At 64.8% G+C, this 12252-nt stretch carries 12 protein-coding genes and 1 tRNA gene; 7 read left to right on the top strand and 6 right to left on the bottom strand.

Features of this window, described 5'->3' with window-relative positions:
* Window positions 1-12 precede the first annotated feature (12 nt).
* Window positions 13-1425 (bottom strand): efflux transporter outer membrane subunit, encoded by a 1413-nt coding sequence (locus tag DX905_RS11830; protein ID WP_116091519.1) that lies wholly within the window; start codon window positions 1423-1425, stop codon window positions 13-15.
* Between the two features lie 90 nt (window positions 1426-1515).
* Here DX905_RS11830 and DX905_RS11835 point away from each other — a divergent pair, with 90 nt between their 5' ends.
* Window positions 1516-2151: a TetR/AcrR family transcriptional regulator gene (locus DX905_RS11835; protein ID WP_116091520.1), complete on the top strand. Its 636-nt coding sequence runs from the start codon at window positions 1516-1518 to the stop codon at window positions 2149-2151.
* A 5-nt stretch (window positions 2152-2156) separates the two neighbouring features.
* Window positions 2157-2933: a molybdenum cofactor guanylyltransferase gene (gene mobA / locus DX905_RS11840; protein WP_240320833.1), complete on the top strand. Its 777-nt coding sequence runs from the start codon at window positions 2157-2159 to the stop codon at window positions 2931-2933.
* On the opposite strand, the gene DX905_RS11845 is transcribed toward mobA, so the two are convergent.
* Window positions 2930-3583 (bottom strand): DNA-3-methyladenine glycosylase family protein, encoded by a 654-nt coding sequence (locus DX905_RS11845; protein WP_116092524.1) that lies wholly within the window; start codon window positions 3581-3583, stop codon window positions 2930-2932. The two genes, mobA and DX905_RS11845, sit on opposite strands and share 4 nt — an antisense overlap.
* A 74-nt stretch (window positions 3584-3657) precedes the next feature.
* Here DX905_RS11845 and DX905_RS11850 point away from each other — a divergent pair, with 74 nt between their 5' ends.
* Window positions 3658-3975 (top strand): 2Fe-2S iron-sulfur cluster-binding protein, encoded by a 318-nt coding sequence (locus tag DX905_RS11850; RefSeq protein ID WP_116091521.1) that lies wholly within the window; start codon window positions 3658-3660, stop codon window positions 3973-3975.
* A gap of 4 nt (window positions 3976-3979) precedes the next feature.
* Here the strand turns inward: DX905_RS11850 and DX905_RS11855 are convergent, their stop codons facing one another.
* Entirely contained in the window at window positions 3980-5125 is a 1146-nt protein-coding gene (locus DX905_RS11855; RefSeq protein WP_162875583.1) for a glycosyltransferase 61 family protein, read from the bottom strand.
* The gene (locus DX905_RS11860) at window positions 5122-5868 is read right to left on the bottom strand and encodes a TrmH family RNA methyltransferase (protein ID WP_116091523.1); all 747 of its coding nucleotides are present in this window, start codon (window positions 5866-5868) and stop codon (window positions 5122-5124) included. The genes DX905_RS11855 and DX905_RS11860 overlap by 4 nt, the downstream gene beginning before the upstream one ends.
* A 229-nt stretch (window positions 5869-6097) precedes the next feature.
* On the opposite strand from DX905_RS11860, the gene DX905_RS11865 reads away from it, so the two are divergent.
* Entirely contained in the window at window positions 6098-6916 is an 819-nt protein-coding gene (locus DX905_RS11865) for a hypothetical protein (RefSeq protein ID WP_116091524.1), read from the top strand.
* A 234-nt stretch (window positions 6917-7150) separates the two neighbouring features.
* Here the strand turns inward: DX905_RS11865 and DX905_RS11870 are convergent.
* Window positions 7151-7236 (bottom strand) — tRNA-Tyr (locus tag DX905_RS11870).
* Window positions 7237-7384: 148 nt separating this feature from the next.
* Between DX905_RS11870 and DX905_RS16395 the strand changes: the two genes are divergently transcribed.
* Window positions 7385-7507: a hypothetical protein gene (locus tag DX905_RS16395; RefSeq protein WP_275896071.1), complete on the top strand. Its 123-nt coding sequence runs from the start codon at window positions 7385-7387 to the stop codon at window positions 7505-7507.
* A gap of 106 nt (window positions 7508-7613) precedes the next feature.
* Here the strand turns inward: DX905_RS16395 and DX905_RS11875 are convergent, their stop codons facing one another.
* On the bottom strand, window positions 7614-10652 hold the full coding sequence (locus DX905_RS11875) for a TonB-dependent receptor domain-containing protein (protein WP_116091525.1): 3039 nt from the start codon (window positions 10650-10652) through the stop codon (window positions 7614-7616).
* Between the two features lie 213 nt (window positions 10653-10865).
* Here DX905_RS11875 and DX905_RS16295 point away from each other — a divergent pair, with 213 nt between their 5' ends.
* Together DX905_RS16295 and DX905_RS11885 are read left to right on the top strand one after the other, a co-directional pair.
* Window positions 10866-11453 (top strand): YdeI/OmpD-associated family protein, encoded by a 588-nt coding sequence (locus tag DX905_RS16295; protein WP_116091526.1) that lies wholly within the window; start codon window positions 10866-10868, stop codon window positions 11451-11453.
* Between the two features lie 295 nt (window positions 11454-11748).
* On the top strand, window positions 11749-12057 hold the full coding sequence (locus DX905_RS11885; protein WP_116091527.1) for a zinc ribbon domain-containing protein YjdM: 309 nt from the start codon (window positions 11749-11751) through the stop codon (window positions 12055-12057).
* The last annotated feature ends 195 nt before the right edge of the window (window positions 12058-12252 follow it).

Consider the following 12252-nt stretch of genomic DNA (forward strand, 5'->3'; position numbering starts at 1 on the left):
TGCTCCTGAGTATCAGACGCCGCTAAAGCCGCCGCCAAGCGCGCGCACGAGTGCGACGTCCAGCGTGAAAGCTCTTGCGGATAGGTCGGCATCGCGGCGGCGGGCGACAATCAGCGCCTGTTCCGCGGTAAGCACATCGAGGTAGGTCGACAAGCCGGCGCGGTAACGCAGCCGGGCGATTTCAAAGGCTTTCTGACTGTCGGCAAGCGAGGCGCGGGCATCGCTTGCCTGTTGGCCAAGCGCGCTGCGGCTGGCGACCGCATCGGCGACATCCTGCAGGGCGTTGATCAACGTGCGGTCATAGTCCGCCACAGCTGCATCATAATCGGCGCGAGCCACGCGGTAATCGCCTGATCGCCGGCCGCTATCGAAGATCGGCAAGGTGAACGCCGGTCCGAAATTACCGTAGGTGGATCCCGACTTTAGCACGTTACCGAAGCCGAGCGCCTGCAGCCCGACCAGCCCGCTCAGGCTGATGTCGGGATAGAAAGCGGCGCGCGCAGCCTTGACGCGCTCCGCCTGGGCCTCCACCCGCGCACGGGCGGCGACGATGTCCGGCCGACGTCCTACGAGGTCGATGCCGGCCGACGCGGGCAGGGCAAGCGTAGCCAGAGCGGCGGATTTCGGCCGGGTGATGGCCAGGCCCCGATCCGGACCGGCGCCGGTCAAAGCAGCAAGCTGATTGCGCGTCAGCGCGATCTGCTCGTCGATCGCGCCGAGGTCGGCCCGCGCCGCGGGAACGGCGGCCGCCGCCTGGCGCAACTGGCCCTGCGTATCGACGCCGTTGCGTACGCGGTCGGCAACCAGGCTGGCAGTATCCTGCTGAATGCGCAGCGCCTCCTCGGCGACGTCGCGTTCCGCAAATAGACGAGCAAGGTCGGCATAAGATGCCGCAATCGAGGTGGCGATCGTCAACCGCGCCTGGGCGCGCTCGACCCGTGCGGCATCGCGCTCGGCAAGCGCGGCGCGAAGTTGCGCGCGGTTACGGCCCCAAAGATCGAGATCGAGGCTGAAACGGGTGTCGACATTGCCCGTATCCTTCCAGCCCTTGGGCAGGAATTCCCTTGGAAAGCCGTTATTGTAGCTCTGCTTTACCTTACCGGCGCTGCCTTCGGCCCCGATCGTCGGTCCCAAAGGCGCGCGGCTCGTCCGGGCGACACCTTCGGCGCGTGCGAGCCGCGCGGCGGCGGCAGCAATGTCGGGAGATCCGGCCACGCCCTCTGCAATCAGCTGGTCGAGCTGTGGATCGCCATAAGCCTGCCACCAGCCATCGCCTGGCCATTGGCCACCTTGATCCGGGAGGCTGCGCTGTGCCGCAAGACTGGACGCCGCGCGCGGAACGGGCTTGTCGCCCAAGTTCGGCACACACGCCGCCAGTGGCACGAACGCGCCAAGCATCAGCAGCTTTGCTACCCGAAAAACCATGAGGTCGTGAATCCGTACCGTTGCGTACGCGAAGGAGATGGGACGGCGACGGCGCCTTGTCAACCGCAAAATGTACCCTATAGTATCGTTATGGAATTGAGCACGCCCCCCGGCCGGCGCGAGGTCCGCAAGGCCGATCGTAGGCGCACCATTCTCGAGGTGGCCGAGCGATCGTTCCTGGAACGCGGTTTCGCCGATACGTCGATGTCCACAATCGCTGCCGAACTGGGTGGTTCCAAGACTACCTTGTGGAGCTATTTTCCGTCCAAGGATGACCTATTCGCGGCAGTGCTCGATTCGAAGATCGAGAGTTTTCGAACTGCACTCGACGAAGCGCTCATTCCGACGGGGGGGACGACTGGGGCATTGTCGCGCTTCGGGCATGTTTTCCTTAACAAGATATTGTCACCTTCGTCGATCGCGCTTCACCGCCTGATCGTCGCAGAGGCCGAACGTTTCCCCGCGATGGGCGAGACCTTCGCCGCGCGCGGTCCGGATCGCGTCCGCTCGCGGCTGTGCCGTTACATGGAAGAGGAAATGGCAGCGGGGCGCCTGCGCCAAGGAGAGCCGATCACTGCCGCACGGCAGTTCGTCGCCCTGCTGCAGGCCGGCTGCTATCTCGACCGGCTGTGGCGTCCCGCGCGCGCGCCTAACACCGATATTGACGGCGATGTGGCGTCCGCGATCGAGACCTTCATGCGGGCTTGGGGCCCGACCGCGAAGTGAGCGGAATGCCGTGGACGGCGTTGTTGCTCGCAGGCCAGCGACCGGGCGTCGATCCGCTGGCAGAGGCGTTCGGTCAGCAATGGAAATCGTTGGTTCCGGTTGCCGGCGAAGCGATGCTGTCACGCGTGGCAAAGACATTGCTCGCCAGTCCGTCCATCACGCATGTGGTGGTTGTCGCTCAACGACCGGATCACCTGTTCGTCGGCGATTGCGCCTGGCTCGCGGACGAGCCGCGTATTTCGTCCGCTGTTTCGGTCAGCGGCATCGCCGTCAGCATTGCAGGCCTTGCCGGCACGAAGGCGGCGAGTTGGCCCGTGTTGGTGACCACCGCCGATCATCCGTTGCTCACCCCGGCGATGGTCGAAGCGATGATCGCGGGCGTAGGCGATGCTGACGTAGCCGTTGGGGTTGTCTCCAGCGACGTGCTGCTCACCGCCTATCCGGACAATCGCCGCACCTGGCTGAAGTTCGCGCGAGGGGCCTGGACCGGCGCTAACCTTTTCGCCCTAGCATCGGAGCGCGCACGACCAGCATTGCTCGCCTGGAGCGAGGTCGAACGCGATCGTAAGAAAGCGCTGAAGCTGATCTGGCATTTCGGCCCATGGTTGGCCGTGCGTGCGATAACCCGCACCATTACCCTCGCCGGCGCGCTTTCGAAGGCGGGTCGGACGCTGGGCGCGGTGGTCCGGCCAATCGCCTTGCCTTTTGCGGAGGCCGGCATCGATGTCGACAAGCCGAGCGATCACGCGCTGGCCGAGCAGATATTGGCCGCACGGGCCTAGACGGGCGCCTTCCCGGCTTTTTCGGCTTTCCCTGCATTCAGGCGGCGCGTGTAATGGTGCCAGGTGAAGATCGCCGCGGCCCCTCTGTGGGGTCGCCATCGATCCGCCAGGCTACGTACCATCTTCTCCGACGGCCGCTCGGGCAGGCCAAGCAATTGCCCGACCTCTTCTTGAACGGCGAGATCGCCTGCGGGCCACACGTCTCCGCGTGCTTCGGCGAACAGCAGATAAATCTCCGCCGACCAGCGGCCAATGCCCTTGATCCGCGTGAGTGCTGCGATCGCCTCCTCATCGTCGGCCGGCAAGGCGAGCAGATCGAGTTCACCGCTGGCGATCAATTGGCCTAAGCTCTTCACGTAGGAGATTTTCTGGCGCGACAGCCCGGCTGCACGCAGCGCCTCTTCAGGCGCCGCCGCAAGCACGGGGGGGTCGAGATTGGCGCCGACTGTCTGCTCAAGGCGGCTCCAGATCGCGTTCGCCGATGAGACGCTCACCTGTTGGCCGATGATGGTACGCAGCAATGTCACATGGCCGCGGTCGCGCAGCCGCGGTTCGGGATAGCCGTAGCGATCAAGCCCCGCAACGAAGGCCGGCTCGATCGCCGCCAGTGCATCCAGGCTGCGTTTCAGTTGTTCAGCGCTCAAGCCCACCAGCTGCTCCCAATTGCGCTTGGCGCCGGGCCGCGACATAGGCCCCGTCAGCGTCTCTTTCGAAAGGTTCGATAATGCCCAAGCTGATCGTCGTCACCCGCGAAGGCGAGGAGCGCGAAATTGAGGGCGATGTCGGCCTGTCGGTGATGGAGGTAATCCGCGATGCCGGGATCGACGAGTTGCTCGCCTTATGCGGAGGTTGCTGCTCATGTGCGACCTGCCACGTTCACGTCGATCCGGCTTTTGCCGACCGGCTGCCGGTAATGAGCGACGATGAGAATGAGCTGCTCGCCATTTCCGATGACCGCGACGAAACATCGCGCCTGTCCTGTCAGATCGACTTTTCGGACGCGCTGGACGGGATGAAGGTCACGATCGCCGCGGAAGACTGACCCCTTAACGCGTCAACATGCTTCGAACTTCTTCCACGGCGGGATCGGTACGCAAGGCCCGTAAGGCGCGGCCCAGCTCGGCATCGCTCGCGTCCACGCCGCTGCGGGGGTCGAGCAGGTAACGCAGCAGGTCCCGGCTTACCGCGTCCAAAATCGTGTTTGCATCCGGCTGCGGCAATGCAATGCCGCTGAAGGCCGAGAGCATATCCACCAGCTTGCCGATTGGCAGGAACGAGCAGGCGGTGCCGAGCCGCGGCATGTCGTGGAGGGCATCCCAGCCGAGGGAGGCCGCGCCCCGTGCTCCGCTAAAGATCTCGACGTCGCGAGACAGTGAAGCGAGCAAGGCGCCGAAACGCCGCTTGGTCCCTGGCCGGCGGCCGATGACGAGGATCCGCGCCTGGACCGGTCCGCACAATTCCAGATTATGGATCGCGCTGCCTTCCGCGAACACGATCTGCTCCGCCGTCCGCAACAGGCCCGCGAGCACGCGCAGAGGCATCTCTTCCGGCCGGACGATGGTGAAGCCGGCCTCCGCCAGCAAATGCTCGATCAGGGTCTCGCCGAGATAGGTTCCGCTGCGGATATGGTGCGAGCGGGAAATGTAAAGGCGCCGCGCCGGTTCGGGCGGCGGTGCGATGGCAGTCAGCGGAAACAGATCGACGTAGCCCGGCAGCAGCACTGCGCCCCCGAGGGCACGGCCCTGGGCGGGAATGTAGAGCGTCTGAAAGGCAATGGGCTGTTCAACCAGCAGGACGCGTTCGGGCGCGATACCGCAAAGATCCAGCACCGCGTCGAACCAGGGCGGGCGCGGCGCCTGTGGGCTTGCCTGGAATGCGATGCGGACATTGGCGAGGTGCGGAAAGGCATGCGCCGCCCACAGCCGGTGAATGCACTCCGCGATCATGTGCCCGAAATGCGCCAGGTACGGCCCGGCGTAGAGGGTCGGCCCAGTGATCTGAGCCATATCCGCGCTTCTGACGGCTTCATGGACCTCGAGCCGGTTGACCGGGCCCTCCGGGGTGTCCGCGCGGATGTGGGTCAGCGTGGTGCCGGGTGTGTCCGCGATACAGCCGATGGCCGAGGGATGCGTTGCCGGAACAAGCGGCCCGAGCACGGCATCGGAAACCCGGTGCGGCTCAGGCAAAGTCACGCGCGCGTCGCGACCGCGTAGAGCGCGATCGCTGCAGCATTCGAGACGTTGAGGCTCTCGACCCGCGGGCTGATCGGTAGCTTGGCGAGTTCGTCGCAATGCGCCTCGGTATTCTGGCGCATGCCCTCGCCTTCCGCACCCAAAACAAGTGCGATCCGGGCTCCGGCGATTGCTTCACCCAATAGGCGTGGCGCACTGCCGGTGAGGCCGATCCGCCAGAAGCCCGCCTCGCCGATTTCGTCCAGCGCGCGGGCAAGATTGACCACCCGAACCCACGGCACGATTTCGAGCGCGCCCGAAGCCGATCGTGCAAGCGCACCCGATTCCGGCGGCGCATGGCGATCCTGCGTGACGAGGCCGAGTGCGTTGAACGCCGCCGCCGAGCGCAATACCGCGCCGACGTTATGCGGATCGGTCACCTGATCGAGCACCAGCAGCGGCCGCTGGTCATCCGCGCCCTGGTCCAGCAGATCGCCCAGCCAGATTTCCGGCAGCGGATCGACTTCGATTACCACGCCCTGATGAGGCGCATCCTGCGGCACCAGCCGTCCCAGATCGGCGACTTCGGCATAGGTGACCGGCAGGTCGGAGGGAAAGCCGCCGAAGGCAGCAAGCGCTTCCCGCGTGCCCCATACGCGGCGCACGGTGCGCTCCGGATTGGCCAGCGCCGCCGACACAGCGTGGCGGCCCCAGAAGCGGGGGCGGTTCGAAGGAGCTTGGGAGGGTCGGTGGCCTTTGCGCATCCGCGCCTCCTAATGCGATCGCCCGCCCATGCCCAGTACCGCCGCTCAACCATCACAACCCGAACAGGCCCGCCGCCCGCAGCAATGCTGCATTCTCACGGGCCTGCCCTTCATTGGACGCCGACGACCCATCAGCATCGCCGGCACCGACCAACCAGCCCGGCAATTCCGGCCGTGGGGAGCTTGACCCTCCTTCCCGCTTCTTCGAGACTGATCGGGGGAGAATGACATGGCGAATGCGGCAGAACGGGCGCGAACTGACATCCCGACGGTGATCGCCATCGCCGCGGTGGCGGGCGTCGTGGCGACACAATTGCACGAAGCGGTCGGCCATGGTGGCGCCTGCATCGCGCTCGGCCGCCATGTGCGCGAATGGGGCGCCTTCTATCTCGATTGCGATACACACTCGTCGCCGCCGATCATCGGCCGGCTGGTCGCGGCCGCGGGGAGCACGATGAACCTGTGGACCGCCATCTTCGCCTTCGCGGCGTTGCGGATAACGCCCGTCTCGTGGCCGCGTGCGCGCTTCTTTTGGTGGTTGCTGATGGCGGTCAGCGGCATGCAGTGGGCCGGCTATTTCTTGTTCTCGGGCATCAGCGGGATCGGCGACTGGGGTGCGGGCGAGGAGGGGGTTTTCCACCTTGTCGACCATTGGCCGGTATGGCGCGCATTGCTCGCGGTCGGCGGCGGGCTGCTCTACTGGCGGTGGGCGGTGTGGTGCGTCCGGCGGCTTGCCGGGCTGACGGGCGCGGATGAGGAGGGGCGGCATCAGGCTCGGCGGCTAGCGGCATTTGCCTATTGGACGATCGGCGGCAGCGCCTTCGTCATTGGGCTGATCAACCCGGTCGGCCTGTTCGTGTTGCTGGCATCGGCGGTGGCATCATCATTCGGCGGGCCGTCGGGCCTGCTGTGGGCACCCAATTATATCCGCGCCGGATCGCCCGCCGCGCCGCCGCTGGTGGTCGCGCGCAGCTGGGTTTGGATCGCAGCGGCGGTGGCGATCGTCCTCGTCGAAGGCCTGATCCTCGGCCCATCCTTGCGCTTCTAGGCAGCTTCGGGCGGCAAACAGGAATCATGCCTGAGCCCGCGATTGGATGGAGCGACGAGCCTGCTCCGCCTCTTAGGCCGGCGGTAGGCGCCCCACTACGCTTCAAGACGCAATGGGACGCCCGCTCCCGCCATTGCAGCGCGGTGGCCGGAAGTAAACCGATGTCTCTGAAACGGAGCGATGCCGCGCTGCCATAGGGCGCGCTCGTTTGCCTTGGGCATTAGCAGGGAGGGATGGTGGACAGGGCTGGATTCGAACCAGCGTACGCTTGCACGGGCAGATTTACAGTCTGCTGCCTTTAACCACTCGGCCACCTGTCCATAGGCGTGCCCCGGCGGGGAGGCGCGTCTTTGGCGAAGCGGGTGCGGCCTGTCAACGTGGGCCGATCCTGCCGTCGCGAATGTCTGTCCCTTTGCGCATTCGATGGGGTAAGCAAGGCTGGGCAATTCGTCCGACGAGGAAGCGAAGATGGCCAAGGGTCAGAAGAAATCCAACAAGGAAGCGCGCAAGCCGAAGGCGGAGAAGGTGAAGACGAATGCGTCCAACCCGTCCGCCAAGGGACCGGTAGGCCTGGTCAATCTCAAAGACTGAACGGCATAGGGCACCGCCGGCCACGCGCGCCGACGAGCCGCTTCCCACACTATAAGAGGGCGGCTTCGTTGCCGAAGCCGCCCTCCTACGCTGATCCCCCCCAGGATCAGAAGCTGAAGTTGGCGCCTGCGCGGAACGTCCGCCCGATCAGACCGGCATAATGCCAGGTGGTCAGATAATTGGGCGAGCTGGCATAGGAGGCCGGCGCGATCGGCGCATGCGCGTTGAAGGCGTTGCCGATATTGCCGAAGAACGAGAAATGCTCGCTCACTTCATATGACGCATTCAGGTCGACGTTGATGAACTTCTTGACGTAGCAGAACCGCTCGACCGGGACGCCGGCCTGCGACGACTTGTAGAGGCTGGCTGCGCACGACGTGCTCAAATTGCCCTGGTCGGTGGCAACCGCCTTGATCTTGCCGACATAATAAGCGGTACCGCTCACCGACAGCTTGCCCACGTCGAGCGTGTTCTGCCAGTTGCCGCGCCAGTTCGGCGTGCCGTTGCCGGACGACAGATCATACGGCCCCATCGTGCCGGCATATTTCTGCACGCCCTGCGCGGTGTGGCGATCATATTGAATGATATAGGTCGCCTCCACGCGGCTGGTGAAGCGGATGCCGTCACCCAGCGGGATGCGCGCGGTCGCCGAGAAATCGAGTCCCGAGGTCTTGTCGGAGTTCACGTTGACGAACGGCGCATTGATGATCAACAGCCGGGGCAGCGCATTCGGGAAGGCCGGATCGACGCCGTCGATCGTGTTGACCGAATAGCCCGGCCCGACCGCCGCCACCGCCGCGGTCGCAGCCGCCAGGTTCGACTGCTTGTAGTAAGCGACGATCGCATCGCCGGCGAGCGGGCCATTAGCGATCAGGTTCGACTTCTTGACGTTATAATAGTCCACCGTCGCGCTGAACCAGCGGACCGGCTCGAAGATCACGCCGCCGGTGAAGCTGCGCGACGTTTCCGGCTTCAGATCGGGATTGCCGACGAAGCCGCGGCCGACCGAATAGGACAGATTGTACGGATTGCCGCCGTTTACGCAGGTATTGGTCGCCGTGGCCGAGCCGCCATGGGCCGCGCAGAAATTGCCCGGGGGCTGGGTCGTGACGAAGCCCGCATATTGCGACCGCGGGCCGGATTCGGCGAAGGTCGGTGCGCGGAAACCCTGCGAATAGGTGCCGCGCAGCGCAAGCTGACGGAACGGGGTGAACTTCACGCCGATCTTCGGCGAGAAGCGGCCGAAGCCTTCCGAATAATGATCGTAGCGGCCCGAGCCGTTGACCTCGAGAATGTTCAGGATCGGCGCCTGGATTTCGAAATAGCCCGCCGAGACGGTGTGCTTGCCGAACGCCGACGAGGTGGTGAGGTTATAGGTGTCGAGGGCCGCATTCTGGTTGTTGTTGACCAGCGATTCGCGCCGGACCTGGCCGCCGATCGCGACCATCAGCGGGCCGCCCGGGAGATCGAACAGCTGCTTGGTGATCGCGCCATCGAGCGAATACATCTGCGAATGGGACGGCGTGATCTTGTCGGGCGCCACGAAGTCACGCACCGCTGCCGTATTCTGCGACGGATTGACGAAGTTGTAGGCGCCCGTGTTGATCGCGTTCAGGATGTTGGCGATGTTCAGGAAGCCGTGCTGAACGATCTTGAGATTGTCGCGGGCGTAGACGCCGTCGACCTTCCAGGTCCAGTCGTCGCCGATCGTCCCGTGCAGGCCGCTCGCGAAACGATAGACTTCGTTGGTGCGGTCGCTGCCGGCCTTGATGTCGCCGAACAGATAATAGATGCGCGCCGCGCCCTGGGTCGGGTTCGCCGCGAACGCCGCTGCATAGGGATTGTTCGGGTTGAGGCGGCGGTCGGCCGCGGTGGCGCAGTTGATGCCCGCCGAACAGACATAGACCGGCAGGACGATGCCGGGGTTGCTCGATGCCAGGCTCGGGGCACCGCCATAAGGCTGCGTGTTGCGCAGCGCGCGCGGGGCGTTGAGGATGCTGACATAGCTATTGGAATAGCTGCCGGTGATATAGCCTTCGACATTATCCGACAGGCGGACGCTGACGCGGCCGTTGAACGAATATTTACGCTGCTTCGGCGCGATCTGGAAATATTCGTCTTCGATATTGTGCTTGCAGCCCACGCCGAGGGCGCCGGTGCCGGTCTGGGTGTAGGTGCCGTTTGCGCAATTGGTCAGGTTGAGCGTGGTGTAGTTGTTGTTGAACAAGCTCGTGCCGCCGCTCAGCGGGTTGTTGAGGTTGGACTGGGTCGTGCGCACGACCACGGCATTCGGCGTCGCGGTGGTGAGCGAACTGTCGGCGCCGTTATTATCGTTGCCGCCGATCGAGGTCAGATCGCGATTATTGTACGGAAAGCCGCGGCTGTGATTGCTGACGCGGCCGTCCTGCTGGAATTCGCCGTTCAGGTAGATGTTGAAGCCCTTTTCGGCATAGTCGCCGTAGCCGATCGTCAGGTTACCGCGCTGCCGGGCCGCATCGCCGAGATTGCTGATGCCGCCCTCTACAGTGCCGGCGACCCCGGTGAACTGCTTCTTGAGGATGAGATTAACCACGCCGCCGATCGCGTCCGCGCCGTAGGTCGACGAGGCGCCGTCCTTGAGCACTTCGACGCGGTCGATCAGGCTGAACGGGATCGAGTTGAGATCGACATAGGCGTTATGGCCGTCGTCGTTGATCGGGAAGTTGGTGGAGCGCAGGCCGTCGACCAGCACGAGCGTCGACGAAACGCCGAGGCCGCGCAGCGAAACCGCCGAACCGCCGGCCGAAAAGCCGCTCTGGAAGCCGATGCCGATCGAGCCGCCGCTGTCGGCCGAGATCGAGCGGATCGCTTCGGACGCGGTGGTGAGGCCGGCTTTGGCGAGGGTGTCGGCGGTCAGCACGGTAACGGGCGAGGGCGTTTCGGTGTTGGTGCGGCGGAACAGCGAGCCGGTGACGACCACTTCCTCGGAATCGGTCGCGGCCGCAACGTCCACGCCGGCGGGCGTGTTGGGGCCGTTATTGGTCGCCGCGGGCGGCGTCGGGGCGGGCGTCGCGCCCGAAACCTGCGCCGAAGCCGGCGAGGCGAGTGCGATCAGGATAGCCGACAGCGCAGAGCCGGCGCAAAGCCGGCTGGACAAGTTCATCATTGATAAGCCCCCAGGACGCCGCAGCGCCGATTGTACCCCGAGCCCCCGCTCGGTGGATGTTGGGACCGTAACGGAACCTTTAGGCGGGTAAAGTGCAGCTTGTTGCAAAGCGCCACAAGTGCGGCTTTTTCGCCACACTATTGTGAAGGGTAAGATGCGTTGGGCGGCGGAACACCGGCTGACGCGGCTGCACAGCCTGTGCATAAAGCCGTGATGACCACAGCCGAAACGCGCGCCGGCCTGCTGATCCTTGGCTTTGCGGATGCGTCCGCTTTCGCAGCTTGGCTGGCGGCGCAGCCCGCCGGATCGGCCGGCCTGTGGCTGAAGCTGGCCAAACGGGGATCGAACATCGCCAGCCTGTCGAAAGCCGAGGCGATCCACGTTGCCTTGTGTCACGGCTGGATCGACGGCCAGCTGCATCCCTATGACGAGGCGTGCTGGCTGATCCGCTTCACGCCGCGCAAGCGGGGCAGCAAATGGTCCGAGAAGAACCGGACGCGCGCGCTGGAATTGATCGCGCAGGGGCGGATGCAGCCGTCCGGCATGGCGGAGGTGGAGGCGGCGCAAAAGGACGGGCGCTGGGAGGCGGCCTATGCGCCGGCGAGCACGGCGGAAGTGCCGCCCGATCTGCAGGCGGCGCTGGACGCCGACCCTGCCGCCGCTGCCTTCTTCGCGACGCTGACCGGCGCGAACCGCTATGCCATCCTCTATCGCATCGGCGCGGTGAAGAAGGCGGAGACGCGGGCACGCAAGATCGCGCATTATGTGGCGATGCTGGCGCGCGGCGAGACCTTGCACTGAGCCTGCGGCGAACCAGCGGGCGCTCTCAGCTCCGCGCGAAAGCCGAGGGTAAAAACAAAAAACACCAGAAACGAACTTGATGATCCGGCATGCGCGGTTGCCTTGGCACGCGCGTAGCGGACGCAGGTGCCGGCACATTCAGTGATCTTCTCGATCCGAAAAGTCGTCGAGAGATTGTCAAACTTGAGAAAGAGCCGAAAGCCGCACGTGGCCGCGCAAAACGCGACGGGCGTACGTTAAATGCGTACAACTGTCAAGCTTTGATGGCCCGAGGCGCGTAACGAAGGACAAGCAGATGGCGGCTGACGACGAAGACTATGTCTATGACGAGGCTAGCGGTGAGTGGGTGCCGACGGGCAACGGCGCTGTCGCCGCGGATGAGGATGACACAGTCGTGGTGCGCGACGCGGTCGGCAACATCTTGGCCGACGGCGATCAGGTGACGTTGATCAAGGATCTGACGGTGAAAGGCGCGGGCCAGACGCTCAAGCGCGGGACCGTGATCAAGTCGATCCGCCTGACCGGCGACGCGCAGGAAATCGACTGCCGCTATGAGGGGATCAAGGGCCTGGTGCTCCGGGCGGAGTTCGTGAAGAAGCGGTAGCGCTTACGCGGCACCGGCATCGGCGCACCAAAAAGGATCGGGTATTACTAGTCTTCCCGGGTCGAGGCGGTCGAGGCGACGTCGTGCTACGATTGGATCCTTGGGTACTTCCCGATGACGAGACGAGACGAGCCGGCCGATCCGCCTTAGGCCGCGCAAGCGGGGCGGCAATGGGCTGACAAGAACCGTGCCCGC

This window comes from Sphingomonas crusticola (genome assembly GCF_003391115.1).
GTDB classification, from domain to species: Bacteria; Pseudomonadota; Alphaproteobacteria; order Sphingomonadales; family Sphingomonadaceae; genus Sphingomonas_I; species Sphingomonas_I crusticola.